The organism is Candidatus Poriferisodalis sp. (assembly GCF_965208895.1).
Classification (GTDB): Bacteria; Actinomycetota; Acidimicrobiia; order Acidimicrobiales; family Poriferisodalaceae; genus Poriferisodalis.
Window position 1 is genome coordinate 2,493,644 of the sequence record NZ_OZ242363.1, and the last position, 18,148, is coordinate 2,511,791.

Here is an 18,148-nt window from a genome sequence, read left to right on the forward strand (position 1 = left end):
ACCCTACGCGCATCTGCCTCATCGAGGCCGAACACGGGACGGACGAGACCGATCACCGCCACGGCCGTCACCGCAGCGATCACTGGCGCCTCGACTGCGTCGACACTCACCGAGCCCAGGCCCGCGTGCGACAGCGCAGGCGTCGGGAATCAGCTGGCCCAGTTCAGCTGGGACACCGGTTCGAGCGTCATCAAGTCGACAGACCCGAACGCCTTGCTTGACGCGAGATACAAGCGGTCGCCGATCACCGCGCTCGCAACGATGCGCGCCGACCAGTCAGCCTCGTACCAGCACGACAGCTGAGCTGGGCCAACTTCGTCGCCCCTGTCGCCCTGGTCGTCGGTGTCTCGTGGTTCCCGGCACGTGCGTACCGGCGGCGCAGCATGGGTGAGCCGCGAGCGCTCGGTCAGCGCGCGGTCGGCGGTGCTGAGCACGACTGCACCGATGAACGGCGGCGACAGGTTGCTCGGATGCTGTTCCACCGGCAGAACTGCCACACTGCGCGCGGACCAGTGCAAGAAGGCGAGTGCGTCGAATTCCACCGCAGTGTGACTCTCGGGCAAAATCCATTGGTCGATGCGGCGCGGCCGGTCGAGGTCGGCGATGTCGAACATCGACACCTGCGCTCCGAGCGGCAGGCCCTCGTCGGTGGCCTCCTGACCCACGCCGAGCAGCACGTCGCCGTCCAGCGGATGGAGATAGGCCGAATAGCCGTTGATCTTCAGCTCGCCGCGAACCGTCGGCGCGGTCGGGTCCGCCATGTCGAGCAGGTAGAGCGGGTCGACCTGCCGGAAGGTGACGACGGCCGCGACATCGCCGAGATAGCGCACCGCGTAGATCCGCTCGCCCACGCCGAGGCCGCCGACTTGACCCGTCTCGGAGAGCCCGTCGTCGCCGACGGCGAACACCGTCACGAAGTTCTCCGAGTCCAGGCTGCCGTCAGAGCGCCAAGACCGGGCCACGGTTGTCGCAATTCGCAGATGCCCCTCATGCTCCGACATCGAGTACTGATTGAGCACCGTGCCCATCACCGAGGCCGATCCGACATACGCACTCGAACCCGGCGCCGATGTGTCGAACACGTGGATTTCGGTCGCGACCACGTTGGGCCCGGACTCGTCAAGCGGACCATCGCGCAGATCTGCGAATCGGTCACGCTGGCCAAACCAGTCGGTGGTGGTGACATAGAGGTAATTGCGGGAGGCGTACACGGTGCTGCCGTCGGCCGCTATGGAGGTGGTGTCCATGGGTCCGGCCAAACCGTTCTCGGCGATGTCCACGGTGGTGATGCTGAGCGTGCCCGGGCCTGCGTAACGCGTCGGCGCCCAGAAGCGGTCACAGTCGCCGAGGTGTCCTGCGTCGACGGGCTCGCCTGCCTCATCGCGCAAGATGAAGTTCGGCAGCCAGTGTTCGATCGTGGTTTCGGCAATGATTCTGCGGTTCGCATCGGCTGCCCGCTCCGCGGCGGCCACGTCGGAGGTCTCGGGATAGACCCACCAGATGCCCTTGGGCTGCGATCGGGTAATCAGTCGCACGACACCGTCGGTCATGCGAGCACCGACGTATTCGCCCTCGACGCTCAGCCGACTGGCGATTGCAGGTACTGAGCGCGCCAAGTCGATCTCGACGACTTCGGTCGTTGGCCCCCAATTCGTTGGCCCCCAATCAAGCTGTTCTCGGCCGGGCCCCGATCCGGCGAACCGGGCGAGGGAACCCCAGTGCGTCTTCAGCGCGAGCACCCGGTCACCGTGCATGAGCAGCTTCCAGCCCCATTCGGGTCCCAGATCAATCGTGGCTGCGAGCGTCGGTGTCGGCCCGGTCACATCGACGACACGGACCAGATTGTCCGTGGCGACGACGATCCGCCTCCCGTCGGTCTTGAGCGAATCGGGCTCGTCAAGACCGGCTTCGTGCACATTGGAGATGCTGTAGTCGGCGCCGGCCTGCATGGGGGCGGATTGACCTGAAGCGGAACTGTCGCTCGCCGCGGCGTCGCCGGCCATCGCAATGTCCAGGCCCGAGTCTGCTGCGGGAGCGATTTGACTGCCGAGACCCCAAGGCCGCGTGATTTCGGCAGCGTTCGCTTGGAAGTAACCGAGCAGCGCGCCGCACTCGGCAAAGCGGTCCAGCGCGGCCGCCGGTGCGGCGTCCACAGAGGCCCGGTGTGTCGGCAGCAACTGCGGGCGCTCTTCTGGCGAGCCGACGAGCGGTCCGGTCTCGGGCGTTTGGGAGATTTGTTTGTGCACGGGGGCAGAAGACTGCGCAGGGGCCGTCGACACCGCAGACTCGCCAGATGTCGCAGACTGCGCGGACAGCACGGGGGCCGTCGACTCCGGCTCCCCGCTGATGCCCGAGGCTTCGCCGCCGAGTGCTTCGACGACGACACTCGACCCGTCGGCATCAGATTGCCCAGAGGCGACCACATCGAACTGCTCAACTCTGGCCGGCGTCAGTGTGCTGCGCGTATGCACAGCAGAGTCACCCGACACAGAGTCGACCGGTTCGCCGGCACAGGCGACACCCGCCAGCATTACCACGGTCATCGTGCCCAGCAGGCGAGCCAACGAGCGGCGCAACACTGGTGACGCATCCATGCGTGTCATCGCGAACTCAGACTCCTGACGTCACGAGGGCGTTCCGTGTCCATTGTTACAGTTCAGTTTCGGCACTCCAGACCGAACGTTCTCGTCCGAGCGAACCACTTGCTGTCAGATGGGGTGAGCGATACTCACGTATCAGCCGCCGACCGGCTGCGGTCTGATCAGCCGCCGATGCCGCCAGCTCGCGCCACATCCACGACACACAGCACATCCTGCTAGTAGAAGCCGATCATGCGGCCGGCGAGACTGAGTACCGCCACCACCAAGACGGGGCGGATGAGGCGATCGCCTCCCCGTACGGCCCAGCGGGCGCCCAGCCAGCCGCCGACCGCGAACCCCGCTGCGACGATGACGGCGAAGCCCCAGTGCACCTGGTCGTTCAGGATGAACACCGGCACCGCCACAACGGTCAGCACCGCGATCACCACTACCTTGACCGCGTTGGCGTTCACCAGGTCCAGACCGGCGCGCGACAGCGCCAAGACCAGCATGAGCCCCACTCCGGCCTGGAACGCCCCGCCGTAAAGGCCGATAGCGAAGAACACCGCCACGGTGAGCCATGTCGGCCACATGATGTCGTCGCTACGGGCCTTGGGCGGGCGCAGGCTCAAGATCAGCAGCGGCACCATCAAGATGCCGAAGGTGCGTTCGAAGGCCGTGTCGCTGAGCAGGCTGGACACGGCATACGCGCCGATCACCGAGCCTGCCACCGCGGGGATGAGCACGGGCACCGACCTGCGCAGCCCCGATACGCCTTGGGATCGGTACCCCAACACTGAGGCCACGTTCTGGGTCACGACGCCGATGCGGTTGGTGCCGTTGGCCACGAGCCCGCCGAGATCGCCGACCACGGTCAGCAAGCTGACCGTCAGCAGCGAGCCGCCGCCCGCCATGGCGTTCACCACGCCGGCCACCACGCCCGCACCGGCCACAAGCGCTGCTTGAGTCAGATTCACAGCGAACCACGCGGCGCGACCCATTCGACGCGCTGACCCGTCGCCGCAGCGATCGTGTCGAAGTCCCGGTCGTAGTGCAACACCACCAAGTCGTTCAGCTCTGCGACTGCCGAGATCAACAGGTCCGCAATCGGCACACGGTGCTGACCGGTTACGGCCAGCAATCCCTGCACTTCGACAGCGCGATCGGTGATCTGCTCATCGATCGAAAACGACCGCAGTACGGCAAGCTCGGCGCGCAGCGCGCTGTGTTGCGCCTCGTTTCGAGCACTGAAGAGCAACTCGAGATCGACGATCGGGCATGTCACGACATCGGCGGCATCGAACAGCGGTCCGAGCACAGTGGCGACCACCTCGAGATGGCTGCGCGCGAGCGCGCTCTTGTCTGCCAAGTACAGGGATCGGGACGGCGCGCTCACCGCTCGATGGAATCCGGCCATGCACCTCGCATCACGTCGGCGTCGCCAAGATCGGAACGCGCCAATTCCTGTATGCGGCGAAACAGATGCCGACGCTTGTGGCGATCGCAGATCTCGCGCAGCCCGGTGTTCACGGCCTCTTTGATGGTGACATCGCCGAGCGCCATCCGCGCCTGATGCAGCGTGTCGTCATCGATGTCGACGAGTCGCTTGGTCATTGTCGTCAATATACCTCATCGATCATCCATTGGATATACAAACTGCCACGATGATGCTCGATTTGTATATACTCCCCGCAGTCCGCCGTGCCAGCAGCGGATCAGGCTCGGTCCATCAATGCAGGACCATCGTCGCTATGCCTGGTTCGGAGGACTGCCTGCGAGCTGGGTGGTCTGCTGGCGCAGGAGATGATCTGCCAGCACGAGGCAGACCATCGCCTCGACCATCGGCACCGCTCTGGGCAGCACGCATGGGTCGTGACGGCCACGCGCTGCCAGCACCGTCGGCTCACCAGTGCTGGTGACGGTCTTCTGCTCGCTCGCGATGGTGGCGGTGGGCTTGAACGCCACGCGCAGCACGATGTCGGCACCGTTGCTGATCCCGCCCTGTATGCCGCCGCTGCGGTTGGTGACGGTCATCGGTCGGCCGTCGGGACCGGGCGCGAACTCGTCGTTGTGCGTGCGGCCCGTCATCAACGTGCCAGCGAAGCCGCTGCCGATCTCCATGCCCTTCGCGGCAGGCAATGACATCACCGCGCCAGCAAGCTCGGCATCGAGCTTGTCGAAGACAGGTTCGCCCAGGCCTGGCGGCACGCCGCGGGCAACGCAGGCCACAACCCCGCCCAGCGAATTGCCGTCGCGGCGGGCCGCGTCGATGGCCTCGGTGATGCGAGCCGCGGCGGCTGGGTCCGGGCAGCGCGTCGGATCGGCCTCCACGTCTTCGCGCGTCAGCTCTGCAGGGTCCACGTCGGCGTTGATGTCGCGCACCGAGCTGACCCACCCCAGCACCTCTGTGCCGACCGTCGCCAGGATCTTGCGAGCAACGGCTCCCGCCGCGACACGGCCGACCGTCTCGCGGGCGGATGCCCGGCCGCCGCCCTGCCAGTTGCGGATGCCGTACTTGGCCTCGGTGGTGTAGTCGGCATGGCTGGGCCGGTACGTGGCAGCCATCTCGGAATAGGCACCGGGACGCGCATCGGTGTTCGCCACGGTCATGCCGATCGGCGTCCCCAGCGTCAGGCCCTCGAAGACGCCCGAGTGAATCGTGACCCGGTCTGGCTCTTGGCGCTGGGTGACGATCCGGCTCTGGCCCGGCCGGCGGCGGTCCAAGTCGACCTGCACATCGGCTTCGCTCAATTCGAGGCGCGCCGGGCAGCCGTCGATGATCACTCCCAGCGCCCCGCCGTGGGATTCGCCGAACGTGGTGACTGCGAAGCGTTCCCCGAACGTGCTGCCGCCCATGTGAGAACCCTACGACGGCAGGTGCCAGCCGACGCCCTCGTTTGTACGTCTCTTTTGCGGTAGAGCCTGACCTCTGCGGCGTTCAGCCCGACTCGTCGGCGTCGCTGTCGACGTCGCCGGAGGGCGACTCGCGCTGCTCGGCCAAGAACTTCTGGAATTCGAGCGCAATGTCGTCGCCGCTTGGCAGATTCTCTTCGGCTGTGCGATCCGCTTCGGATTCGAGCTGGCGGATATAGGCCACGATCTCGGGATCTCGAGCGACCGCCTCATCAACGCGACGCTCCCAAGTCTGCACGCTGGCGTCAAGCTCCCGATAGCCCGTCGTCACGCCGGTGACCGTCTCGAAGTGGGCGAGCAGCGCCCGCGTGCCCTTGGGATTCGGCGGGCCCGCGACGTAATGGGGCACACCGACGCGCAGCGACACGACTGGCAGCGCGGCCCGGTCCAGCACGTCGTGCAGTGTGCCGATGATGCCGGTCGGGCCTTGATAGGTCGGCCGATCCAGGCCTAAGCGGGCCGCCAGCTCGCCATTCGCGGCGCTGCCCTTGACCGAGGCCGTCCGCGAGTGCGCCACACCCGCGACCATTGCCCCGAGCGTCACCACCATCTGGCAGCCGAGCTCCCGGGCGATTTCCGCCACGCCTTCGCAGAACGTGCGCCAGCGCATCCGCGGCTCGATGCCCGACAGCAGCACGAGGTCGTGGGGCGGGGCGGCCGGCACGACGTGGCACTCGATATCGGGCCAACGAATGCGGCGCTCCCCTTCGGACGTGATCTCGATGTGCGGGCGGCTCTCCTGGAAGTCGAAGAACTCCTCGGGATCAATGTGGCAGACCCGCCGAGCCTCGCTGCGCTCACGGATCCACGTCAGCGCGCCGGTGGCGCATTCGCCGGCATCGAACCAGCCCTCGAACGCGACCAGCAGGAGCGGATTGCGCAGTCTCGGCGAGCCATCCCAGATCACCACCGGCTCGGGCTCGCTGCGGCCATCGGCACCTTCCCCGTGTGCGGCATCACTGTTCACGTTCCAACTATGGCCGCTGCGCCGACAAATTGCGCTCCGATTTGCTCCGGAGTCTCCGCAACGGCTCGTGGCACGAGTCTCGTCGGGGCCTGCCGGCGACGTGTCAGTTGGTGATGGTGGATGTGGCCTTGGCGGTGCTGTTGGCGGCGCCGATGGTGTACAGGACGTGGAGCCCGATGGTCTGGTTCACACCGGCGGTGGGCACGCTCACGGTGGCGTCGATGTCGCCGCTGTCGATGGTGAGGATCTCGCCGCCGCTGAAGCTTCCGCCGTGGGAGATGAAGTAGTAGGCGGTGACAGCGCTCGTCGAGCGGCAGCTGAGGCTGATCACGAACTCGAGGTCGTCGCCTCGTGCGGCTGTCGCGTCGGCGACCGACACCGTCGGCTTGCCGGTGCAGGCCGGGACGGCGGGCTCGGGTGGCGGGTCGTCGTCGTCGGTGATGTGGGCGCTCTGCGTCGCTTGCGGGCCGACGGTGTAGCCGCTGCCCGCTGCCAGCGTGGCAGTGATCGACCCGTCGGGCTCGTCCGCGCTGTCGTTTGTGGTGGCCACGGTGAGGGTGGCCTGGGTGGCGCCTTGGGGGATCGTCGCCGTCTGCGTGCCGACGGTTGCGCCCCAGTCGCCCGTTGAGGCGACGTCGACGCTCACGTCGAGATCGGCCGCGACCGGCGCCGACGCGGCGATCGTGAACGTCGCGTCTGCACCCTCAGTGCCGCCTGTGGCGGCGGTGATGCTCACTTGCGGCGGCGGCTCGTCGCTGTCAATGATCACCACCGTCGTGGACCCGTCGGCGCGCTCGACGCCGTCGGGGCCCCACGAGATCCCCAACGTCACGCCTTCAGTGCTGCCGTTCAGCGTCGGCGCCCGAGCGCCGGTCCCATAGGACACAGTGATCGCCTGATCGACCCAGTCGCTGTCGGGCACGGCGGTCAACACCAACTCAACACGCTGATCGCCGGGCTCCAGCACAACACCGCGATCACCCGGCCCGAAGACCACCTCGAACTCGTTCGCGAACACCGCATCAGGATCATTCCGATCGCGCATCGTCCAATGCGTGCCCTCATCGCCGCCGGTCACGCTCAACGGCACCGTCAGCTTCTCCCACGACCGCAAAGCACGCGTGGGGGCAATGGCGAACTGCGCCTGATTGCCATAGCCGGTGCCGTTCTCGTCAATCGACCTCGAGAAAAAGATCATGTACACCGTCAACGGATCCACATCATCATCAGACACCCCCACCGTGGCCGTGCCCTGGACGGTCGAGATCGTGTACCCCGCATCCGCCGCGGGTGCGTCCAACGCGACCGACACGGCGCCGTCGGCCTCGTCGGTGCTGTCGCCGACGGTCGGGACGGTGAGCGTCGCCGTTGCCGCGTTCGCTGCGAAGCTCACCGTCCGCGAACCCCCAGCCACACCCCACTCGCCCGACGCCGACACCGACACAGCGACATCGAACCCCGCAGACTTCGGCTCGCTCGCAGTCACCGTGAACACCGCACCAGAACCCTCGCTCACAGCACCACCAGCAGTGACCGAGACCTCAGGGATCACCACCGGCGGATCGTCGTCGTCTGTGACCTGCACCGTCCGCGACGCCGGCGAACCGACCGCGTAACCGCTGCCCGCCGCCAGCGTGGCAGTGACCGACCCGTCGGGCTCGTCGACGCTGTCATCTGCGGTGGCAACTGTCAGGGTCGCCCCGGTAGTGCCCGCGAGGATCGTCGCGGTGCGTGTTCCGGCTGTGACACCGAAATCGCCCGAAGCAGCAACCGTCACGCTCACCTCAAGATTCGCCGTTGGCGCCGACGACGCCGTCACCGCGAACGTCGCGCTGGTGCCCTCGGCGCCGCCCGAGCCGGCCGTGATGCTCACCACCGGCGGCGGGACGTCGTCATCGGCAACGCTCACCGTCGCAGCCCTGCTCGTGCCCACGTCGTAGCTTGCGCCGTCGACGAGCGTGACAGTCACCGACCCGTCCGCCTCGTCGACCGCGTCATCACTCGTCGCGATCGTCAGCGTCGCCGACGCGCCGCTGAGCTCCACCGTCCGCCGCGCCGACGACACCACAAAATCGCCGCTCTGAGAGACATCCACCACAACATTCACCGGGCTCGTCGGCGCCGGCACCGCAGACACCGTGAACACCGCGTCCGCGCCCTCGCTCACGCCCGCACCCGCCGACACGCTCACCACCGGCAACGTCTCCACGATCACGCCAGTCGCCTTCAGCCCACGGAACGGCCTCGCCGTGCCCGGCGCGTACACCACCGTCAGCGACACCGCAGAAGAACCCCCAACAGCCACACTCGCCGACCCCGACGTCACCCCCGCAGCAAACCGCACCGCCTGAGTCGACCCCGCAATCGCGCCGTCACGCACCAAGTAGTAGTACGCCACCACCGAACCAGACGCACGACAACTCAAAGAGAACTCGAACACCAACATCCCACCCGGCACAGCACTCGCATCAGCCACCGACAACTCCGGACTGCCGGTGCACACAGGCACCACCACCGGCGCCGGATCAGCCTCCACCGACGGCGGATCAGCCTCCGGCTCCGGCTCGACCACCGGCGGCGGATCGTCATCGTCGGACACCGCCACGGTCGCCGATCCGGCGGTGGCCGACACCGTGTAGCCCGCATCCGCAGCAGGAGCGTCCAACGACACAGACACCGAACCGTCAGCCTCATCGACAGAGTCACCGACAGTCGCCACCGTCACCTTCACGCTGCCCGACACCGGCACCGTCACAGTCTGTGCACCCGCCACAGCACCGAAATCGCCCACCGCGGCCACCGTCACCTCAACGTCGAGATCCGCAGCCGGCTTCGGCACCGCAGACACCGTGAATATTGCATCACCGCCCTCGGTCACACCGCCGCCAGCAGCGACACTCACCACCGGAACCACCGGGGGCGGATCATCGTCATCGGACACAGCCACACTCGCCGAACCCGCCGTGGGCGACACCGTGTAACCCAAAGCGGCCATCACCTGCACCGACACCGAACCGTCGGCCTCGTCGACGCTGTCACCAGCCGTGGGCACCGAGAACGACACCGAACCGCCCGAGGGCAGCCCCACCGACCGCGAACCCGTCAGCACACCGAAATCGCCCGACTGCGCCACTTTGACCTGAACGAACATCGTCCCTGACGGCTTCGGCGACGCCGACAACGTGAACCGCGCCGCGCTGCCCTCGGTCACCCCGCCCGCCGACGAGACCGACACGACCGGCAACGGCGGATCATCGTCATCGGACACGGCCACGCTCGCCGATCCGGCGGTGGCCGACACCGTGTAGCCCGCATCCGCAGCAGGAGCGTCCAACGACACAGACACCGAACCGTCAGCCTCATCGACACTGTCACTGACCGTCGCGACCGTCACCTTCACGCTGCCCGACACCGGCACCGTCACGGTCTGTGCACCCGTTGTCGCCCCGAAATCGCCCACCGCGGCCACCGTCACCTCAACGTCGAGATCCGCAGCCGGCTTCGGCACCGCAGACACCGTGAATATTGCGTCACCGCCCTCGGTCACACCGCCGCCACCAGAGACACTCACCACCGGAACAACCGGCGCCGGCTGAGCCACCGTCGGCACACCCGCGACCTTCAAGACGAACGGGCCCGTCGTGCTTTTGGTGTTCCAGTTGATGTAGTAGCTGGTGCTGCGCTTGGTGGTGGCTTCGATCGTGTAATCCCCGGCAGGCAGACTCCCGCGGATCTGGACTGTTTTGATCCATGGACAGGAGAAGCAGTAAGGGAATGTGGCCTGCCTCAGCCAAGCTCCGTCCTTTTGGCCTGATCCGCTCCGCAAATAGAGGTGCGGTGGTACGTACGGCGTCGAGAGATCGATCGTCACCGTGGACGGCTTATCCAAGGTGAAGGTGTAGAAGCGGGCGCGGTGGCTGTCGCCACGTTGCACCGAATTGCAGGAATCGGTGAACTCTGTCTCAAACTCGCCGCTGCCGGTCAGCGCCGACACGCACTCATCGCCCGGCACCGGCGGCGGCAGCGAATCCTCGTCATCGGACACGGCCACCGAAGCCGATCCGGCCGACGACGACACGGCGTATCTCGGGCTGGCATCCACCGTCGCGGTCACCGAGCCGTCAGCTTCGTCAGCGCTGTCGTCGACGGTGGGCACCGTCAGCGAACCGCTGCCTGCCGTCGACACCGTCACCGCTTGCAGACCTGCCGTCACGCCGAAGTGGCCCTGCTTGGTCACCTTCACCCATACGGTAAACGGCGCCGATGGCGGCGGAGTCGCCGACACCGTGAACACCGCGTCGCCGCCCTCGGTCACATCGGCACCGGCCGCGATGCTGACCTCCGAACCCGACCGGACCAGCGTCGGGATGCCCTGGACATCCAAGGTGAACGAGCCGCGGACGAACGCCTCGAATGGTCGCGCCGAGATCGTGTAATCGCCGGCAGGCAGGCTCATGGTCATGCTGGCAGGCGTTCCTTTGCGGCCAGTGATTTGCTGCTGCTCCACGGTGCCTCCGCGTCTCGTGTCACCGCCCCGCCGCAGTTCCAGACGGGTTGTGAACTGCGAGGCGGTAGACAGCTTGATCGTCACGCTGCTCTGCTGGTTCAGGGCGAAGCTGTAGTAGCGCGCAGACACGTCATCGTTGCCGTCCTGAAGGCAGTATTGGTCCCAGGTTCCTTGGACGGTCCCGCTTCCTGCCAGCGCCGTCGTCGCGCAAGCCTCAGCGAGCGTGGCGAGGCCGTCAGAGGGCAGAAACGCCAAGCCGTGACCCCAAGTGCTGTCTGCGCCCGGGACGCCTTGATCGGCTGCGTTGGTCTTGAGGTACGCAGCCACCTGCTGAGAGGTCGAGGCGGGGCTGCGCTCGAGCACCAACGCAGCAAGGCCCGCGACGACCGGCGCCGACTGGCTCGTCCCGCAGAAGCTCCAGGCACCGCCGCCTCTCCATGACGGCAGGCAATCGAGACCCACGATGTCGGGCTTGATGCGGCCGTCGGGTGTGGGCCCGCGGCTGCTGTACCACCTGATGGCGAAGGTGCCGTCCCTCTCTTCGTCCGCGGCGCCGACCGCCAGGACCCCCGGACTCGAGCTGTCTCCAGGACTCGAGACGCTGCCGCTCGCGGTCCAGTGCTCGATACTGGCGCCGAACGCAAGGAACTGCACCCACGACGGGGCCGCGCTGGCAGCCTTCTTCTTCGCGTAGACCCAGTAGAACCCCGCGCTCGTCGTCGGCAGGTACAAGCCCTCCCACGGGACATCGGTCGAGCTGCCGTTCTGGAGGTCGGCGCTGGTGGCGACCACGGTCCGCGGCCCGCCTTTGGTGGCCGAGTAGCGGACCTCGAGATCGAGGTCCTTGGCCGCACCGCCCCACGCATCGTCCCAGCGCATGTTGACAAAGACGCTCGCGGATGCGGACAGCTCGAACCCCTGCGCCTCCTGCGCGGTGCTGCCTGTGCCGGACCACTCGTGGTAGTCGTCGTTGTCGGAATCGGCAAAAGCGCCGTACCAAGCCTGCTTCGCGTAGTTCCCGGCTGAGTTGACCCACAAGATGCCGTTGTCCGAAGCCCACTTGGCCGTGCTCAGAGGGCTCGGCGTGGTTCCCGGCGTGCCGTCGGCGGCACCGTGGAAACTCCAGGACATCGAGTGGGCGATGACCTTCACCCCTTGGCCGTGCATCCACTCGACTGCGGACTGGATGTCGGCCCACGTCCGCGGGTTGGAGACGTACAGCGCAGCCTCGGGTGCGACGTCGATGACCGACTGCGCCACTCGAGTGCCGTGGTCGTCGCCGCCCGCGGTGTCGCAGTTCGCCAGACTGCTCGTAGGCGTGCCGACAGCGCTGTAGCAGCGGCCGACTACTGTCGAGGGCAGTTCCGTGCCGAGAAGGGCGCGCAAGCCGGTGAAGCCGTCCTTGGAAGTGCCACTGGTAGGCCCATCGATGACGCCGACCTTCACCCCCGCGCCGGTGAAGCCGTTGAAACGCCACACCGCGGTGCCATGGGCACGAAGAGACCTGTCGATGACGGCGGCCACTTCTTGCTGGCTCTTGAACGGCCGCGGCATCTCGCGCACACGCGACACGCCGGTCTGCTGCGCGAGCGGACCCAGCAGCGCGGGCGGCACGTACACCTCGAGGTAGTCGCCCACCACGTTCGCCGGCGTCACCCCGTTGTCGGCCAGGAAGCCCAAGACGTCAGTGCGGTTGCCGTCCAACTGCACCGTGAGCAGCAGCGGCTCGCCGCCCTGGGGGGCATTCGTGCCGCCGGGCTGCGCCTCACCGTCGGTCGCGCCGCCAACAGCGGACTCTGCCCCAGCGGCGGTCGCGACCGCCAGCTCACTCAGCTGCGAGCCCAGATTGGGGTACACCACCTCCGCCGCCGACAATCCATCACCCGGATCGGGACCCAAAGAACCCTCCGGCCCCAGCCCATCAGGCTCCAAGCCATCGGCGACATCGCCGACGCTTTCAGCCCCCCCCCCCCCCGGACACAAGATCGCCATCGCCGTCGGATGCCTGCGCAGCCGTCGGCGACGCCACGGCCGCCGCCAATACCAGCGACACCACAACCGCGACCGCACATCGGAACACGGCACAACGCCTGCGCGCAGTCACCGCTCGCACACCGCCGTCATCGCAGGTGCCTGCATCTCAAAGAAATCCGAAGAGCACACGGAGATCGCTCCATCACGCAAACCTGAGACCACACAGAATAGCGGTCGCAGAGGCATAGGGGAATTTGCAGCCGATCCCTTCGGCGCATCCAAGGGTGCGCACGGCGAGCAGTTCGTGAACGAGCGTGGGCACGCAGCAGATCAACGCGCCCAGTGCAGCAGGCCGACCGGTGCGAACGTGGCGAGATCGACCGTCTGCAGGCCCTTCGCCGAAGCGAGGTAGAGGCGATCGCCCACCACGGCGGTGGAAGTGATCTGCGCTTCCCAGTCCTGGTCGTACCAGCAGTAGCGCTCCAGCGACCCGGCTTCCTCGGTGCCGTCGGGGCGGATGACAATCTCGCGGTGCTCATTGCAGCGGCGTGTCGGCTCATCGGCATGGCTCAGCCGCGCCAGTTCGGCGAGCTGCCGCTGCGAGGTGCTGAGTGCCACCGCGCCCATCAGCGGCGACGCCGACGGCGCGGCGGCGTCATCGCCGTCGAGGTACTGGATCACCGGCATCACCATCAGCTCCGACGGCGGCCAGTACAAGAACTGCAGCGCATCGAACTCGACGTTGCTGTGCGCCCCGGCCAGCGTCCACTGGTCGATTCGCTGGGGCGAGTCGAGGTCGCCGATGTCGAACAGCGACACCTGCGAGCCCTGCGTGACGCCGTCGAGGTCGGCCTCTTGGCCGACGCCCAGCAACAGATCTTCGGCGACAGGATGCAGGTATGCCGAATAGCCGGTGATCTTCAGCTCACCGCGCACATCGGGTGCAGCCGGATCGCTCAAGTCGATCAGGTACAGCGGATCGACCTGGCGAAACGTCACGACCGCAGCGACGTCGCCGAGGTAGCGAACGGCGTAGATGCGTTCGCCCACGCCAAGACCGCCGATCTGGCCGACCTGCGACAGCGCACCGTCGTCGGCGTCGAGCACGGTCAGGAGGCTCTCTGACGACAGGTCGTCACCGAAGAACCAAGGCGGCGACACCGTGGTGGCGATGCGCAGGTAGCCGTCGTGCTCGGACATCGAGTACTGGTTCAGCAGTATTCCCGGCACCGAGGCGGTCGTGACGTAGCCGGCGGCGTCGCCAAGGCTGCTGATCTCGAACTGATGCACCTCGGTGACGGTCTGGGGCGTTTCGGCGCCATCGGAGGCGCCTGCGTCGAATTCCTGCCAGCGGCGCAGGTCGTCCCAGCGCGTGGTGCTCACATACAGGTGCTCCGACGAGGCGTATATGTCGCGTCCGCCGGCCAGGATCGAGGTGGCCTCCACCGAGCCGGCGAGCCCCCCGTCGCCCGCGCCGAGATCGACGGAGGTGACCGTCAGCGTGCCCGGTCCGCCGTAATGGGCCGGCGCGAACGTGCGCTCACACGAGCCGAGCTGCCCGCCGGCGGTCACGTTGCCAGCGGCGTCGGCGAGCTGGTATCGCGGCAGCCAGTGCTCCACGCCGGTGGATGCCACCAAACGCCTGTTGGCCGCAGCGGCTCGGCTGAGCTCTGCGGGCGTGTCGCGCTGGGGGATCACCCAGTCGATACGCCGGGGATGCGTCGCGGTGACGACATGAATCACTCCGTCGATCATCCGCCCGCCGACGAGGTCGCCTTCGAGCGTGAGGCGCCGCACGATCCGCGGATCGCCCTCGGTGAGCTCGATCTCGACCAGCTCAGTCGTGGGACCCCAGTCATCGCCAGGCCACAGCGGCTCGCCGTCGTCATCATCCGAGCGGCCGATGACGGGGAATGGCAACGGCGAGTCCCAGCGTCGGACGAAGGCCACCACCCGGTCGCCGTGCAACAGCAGCTGCGCGGGCCACGTCGCGTCGAGGGTCAGCGAGCCGATTCGGCGCGGCGTCGTGGCTGACACGTCCACGACCTGCACCGTGTCGCGCACTGTCAGCACCATCCGGCGCCCGTCGGTCTTGACGCTGTCGGGCTCGTCGATCCCGGCTTCTTGGAGATTGCTCGTGCTGTAGTCCTCCCCGGCCAGCAGCGGAACGTCGCCGCCGGCACCCGCAGCCGCCGGGAAGGGTCCCGCTTCGTCCATGTCCGCGACAGCGTCATCGGCGAAGCCGAACGGCCCGAATCCTCCTCCGAAGCCGGTCTCAAAGCCCCACGGTCCTGCTGCTGCGGCTGCATGGGTGTGTACGTAGTCGAGCAAGGCTGCGCATTCGTCGAACGAGTGCAGCGCTGCGGTTTCGACGCCGCTCACGGGAGCGTCGTCGCCTGCGGGGGCCGCACTGTCTCGCGACGAACCGTTATGCGCCGACGTGTCCTGCGCCGCGGCACCGTCACCGTCCTCGATCTCAGCCGACGAGGTGTCGAGGTCGGCCCCGGTACCGGTCGTGTCCGACTCGTCGCCGCCGGTGTCGGCCTCCGACATGCCATTTGCGGACGCGTCCGGCTCGCCGGACTCATCGGCGGAGGCGGTGTCGGTGTCGGGTGCGCCGGTGGTGGCTGCGGGCTGCGACGGATCCGACCGCGATCGGTCGGCGCTGTCGTCGGCGTCGCTCGCGCAGGCCGCGGCCAGCAGACCTACGCCAGCCAGCACTGCGAGCAGGCGCCGCTTCGTGGCGAACTCGGATCTGGTGTGTTTGGGTGCTTCGGTCATCAACTCACACGACGCCATGTGCAGCCCCGCCGTTCCACACGCGATGTTACGTTGAGATGACGATTCCCACAGGACAGCGCAGCCGGCTTGCGCTCTACGCCAGCCCGCCCGGGAACTCGCGGCCAGCCGGTGGCGGCGGTATGGGAGCAATGGCCATCTGGGCCCGGACGAGCACGGCATCGACGAGACCGGTGAATTGGGCCGGTCTGGCGCTCACGCGCTGCACTCCGCGGCGCCGAAGACCGGCACGCAGCGCTCGCGAAGCAGCGGGAGCTGCTCATTGGCAGGTTCAAGGACGAGCTGATCGACGGCCAGACCGGTCTCAGCCTCGATCGCCGCCCGCTGGGAAGCCAGGCTGAACCGAGTATGAGTCGGGCTCACGACAACCAGATCAAGGTCGCGCGGCGGATCGCCCGCTTCCCCGTGGAACCGTGCCGCCCACGACCCGTGAATGAAGACGTCGTCGATTCCTGCCACGTTCTCATAGACAGCCCGAACAATATGAGGGACCCCGGCCGCATATGCAACGATTTGACGGAGCGCGCCCGCGAAGGGCGTGGGCGCCGGGTGGATGAGCTTGGCTTTGCCAACCTGTTCGTACTCCACCATGCCGGCGTCGGCCAGCCGGCCGAGTTCTCGGGCTACGGTCGGCTGAGCCACACCCAAGCGCCTGGCGAGTTCGCGGCCGCTAGCCGGCGGGTTGAAGAACACCTCGGCGAGGAGTCGCACCTGGGTGCTGGACCTGAAGATCGGAAGCAGAGCGGGCGCGGCGGCAGGCACGCATACAAATATACGCATTCTTAGTCATATGAACAACAACCTGTGCATCGACGGGGCCATGCAGCGGCACTGGCGGTCATGGCATTCCGTTGCGACTAGATCGGTATTGAAGCAATGCTCGTGATACTCGCCTATCTGGGCGCCGTGACGGCGACTGTCGGTCTAGCCGTCTTCGCGACGCGGTTCTTGCTGCGATGCTGGAGGAACGCCACGCCCGTCAGCCGGGCTGCCGGAGTGGCCGCCGGCGCTGTCGGTGTGTGCACTGTCGTGTTTGGCACTGTTGTCAGGCACAATCCTTGGGAAGCGGCCTTGGCACCTGCAGGGATACTGATGTCGAGCGGGCAAGTGATATGGCTCGCATCCTGGATCGAGCGCTGGATCGAGCGGCGACGACACCGAGTCGGACGAAACTCCCGGATGGCCTAATCCGAGTCGGCGGGTTCGTCGTAGAGGCCGTTGCGGCCGAGGCGCACCAGGAGCTCCTCGGTGCTCCAGGGCAGCATGGTGGCTCCGCAACGGGCGTCGCGGTAGTGCTGTTCGAGCCGGCCGGGCCGCAGCAGCGACCGGCCGCCGCAGGTGCGCAGTGCGAGCGAGGCCATCTCGGGGGCGCTCTCCATCGTGGTCACGGTGGCCACGTGGGCGCGCCGCAGCTGTTCGGGATCGGGGTCGGCGCCGATCTCGCTGAGCACCCGGTAGGTGAGGGACTGTGCACGGTCGTAGATGAGCTGCAGCTGCGCCCAGCCGGTCTGCTTGATCGGATGGTCGCGCGATGCCTTCACGCCGGACTCGCCGCGCAGGTACGTGCGGGTGGCGTCGAGGATGGCGCGCATCAGCCCGAGGTAGCTGAACGTCAGGCTCATGTAGAACTGCGGGAAGCGAGACACCATTGCGTTGAACATGCCCGGCGGCAGCACCTCATTGCGGGCGGGCACGAACACGTTGTCCATCACCAGGGTGCGGGAGTCGGTGCCGCGCATGCCGATCGGGTCCCAGTCGCCGACAATCTCGGCACCGTCGCCGTCGGCCGGCACGCCGAGCAGGCGGATGCGCGGATCGCCCTCCACGAGCGCCAGCACGTTGTGCACGTGAGCGGCACCGCTCAGCGAGGCGAAGATCTTCCGGCCTGTGACGCGATAACCGCCTTCGGTGGGTACCGCGACGGTGCTGAAGCCCGATCGGGCCCCCGGTGCCTGGCCCTCGGAGAACGGCTGGGAATGGATGACGCGGCCGCGGACCATTCCTTCCCACAGGTGCGGGCGGGTGTTCTCCAGGTGCGCGGCCATGGCTCCGTCAGGATCCTGCTCACGTCCGCGCTCGCCGGCCAGCAATGCTTCGGCGATCGGCCCGCACAGCAGCGCCGTGGCCGTGTGCATGTTGAACGTCAAGGCCGTGGTGGCGCAGTGGCGTCCCATCTCCTCGGCCACGAGGGCATAGCCCACGAAATCTGCGCCCAGCCCGCCGGCCTCTTTGGGAACGCAGAGCCCCAAGAACCCCGTGTCGGCCAGGTCAGCCCAGTTCTCATGGGGGAAGCTGGCATCGCGGTCGTATTTCGGGGCGCGCTCAGCAAATGCAGGCCCCAGCTCCGCCATCTTGGCCACCAGCTCGGCTCGTTCGGGCGTCAGCACCGGTTCGTTCATCACTCACACC

At 67.2% G+C, this 18,148-nt stretch carries 11 protein-coding genes; all 11 read right to left on the minus strand.

Annotated features, from left to right (window positions below; translation table 11 throughout):
* Window positions 1-149: 149 nt before the first annotated feature.
* The 11 genes from ACOGJB_RS11275 to ACOGJB_RS11325 all read right to left on the minus strand — a co-directional run bounded on the left by ACOGJB_RS11275 (window position 150) and on the right by ACOGJB_RS11325 (window position 18,138).
* The gene (locus tag ACOGJB_RS11275) at window positions 150-2,594 is read right to left on the minus strand and encodes a beta-propeller domain-containing protein (protein WP_419837231.1); all 2,445 of its coding nucleotides are present in this window, start codon (window positions 2,592-2,594) and stop codon (window positions 150-152) included.
* Window positions 2,595-2,815: 221 nt separating this feature from the next.
* Complete coding sequence (locus tag ACOGJB_RS11280) at window positions 2,816-3,532, minus strand: sulfite exporter TauE/SafE family protein (RefSeq protein WP_419837232.1); 717 nt, start codon at window positions 3,530-3,532, stop codon at window positions 2,816-2,818.
* Window positions 3,533-3,552: 20 nt separating this feature from the next.
* Window positions 3,553-3,975 (minus strand): PIN domain nuclease, encoded by a 423-nt coding sequence (locus ACOGJB_RS11285; protein WP_419837233.1) that lies wholly within the window; start codon window positions 3,973-3,975, stop codon window positions 3,553-3,555.
* Window positions 3,972-4,193 (minus strand): type II toxin-antitoxin system VapB family antitoxin, encoded by a 222-nt coding sequence (locus tag ACOGJB_RS11290; RefSeq protein ID WP_419837234.1) that lies wholly within the window; start codon window positions 4,191-4,193, stop codon window positions 3,972-3,974. Before ACOGJB_RS11290 ends, ACOGJB_RS11285 begins: the two co-directional genes overlap by 4 nt.
* Before the next feature lie 135 nt (window positions 4,194-4,328).
* Complete coding sequence (aroC, locus tag ACOGJB_RS11295; protein ID WP_419837235.1) at window positions 4,329-5,435, minus strand: chorismate synthase; 1,107 nt, start codon at window positions 5,433-5,435, stop codon at window positions 4,329-4,331.
* Between the two features lie 82 nt (window positions 5,436-5,517).
* Entirely contained in the window at window positions 5,518-6,459 is a 942-nt protein-coding gene (locus tag ACOGJB_RS11300) for a PAC2 family protein (RefSeq protein ID WP_419837236.1), read from the minus strand.
* A gap of 103 nt (window positions 6,460-6,562) precedes the next feature.
* Complete coding sequence (locus ACOGJB_RS11305) at window positions 6,563-12,958, minus strand: S8 family serine peptidase (RefSeq protein ID WP_419837237.1); 6,396 nt, start codon at window positions 12,956-12,958, stop codon at window positions 6,563-6,565.
* A 312-nt stretch (window positions 12,959-13,270) separates the two neighbouring features.
* Window positions 13,271-15,721, minus strand: a complete 2,451-nt coding sequence (locus tag ACOGJB_RS11310) for a beta-propeller domain-containing protein (protein ID WP_419837238.1) — start codon at window positions 15,719-15,721, stop codon at window positions 13,271-13,273.
* A 94-nt stretch (window positions 15,722-15,815) separates the two neighbouring features.
* Window positions 15,816-15,938, minus strand: coding sequence for a hypothetical protein (locus tag ACOGJB_RS11315; protein WP_419837239.1), 123 nt, complete (start codon window positions 15,936-15,938; stop codon window positions 15,816-15,818).
* Window positions 15,935-16,501 carry a MarR family transcriptional regulator gene (locus ACOGJB_RS11320; RefSeq protein ID WP_419837240.1) on the minus strand — a complete coding sequence of 189 codons (567 nt, stop codon included), beginning with the start codon at window positions 16,499-16,501 and terminating at the stop codon, window positions 15,935-15,937. The genes ACOGJB_RS11315 and ACOGJB_RS11320 overlap by 4 nt, the downstream gene beginning before the upstream one ends.
* A 422-nt stretch (window positions 16,502-16,923) precedes the next feature.
* Complete coding sequence (locus tag ACOGJB_RS11325; RefSeq protein WP_419837241.1) at window positions 16,924-18,138, minus strand: acyl-CoA dehydrogenase family protein; 1,215 nt, start codon at window positions 18,136-18,138, stop codon at window positions 16,924-16,926.
* Between the last annotated feature and the right edge of the window lie 10 nt (window positions 18,139-18,148).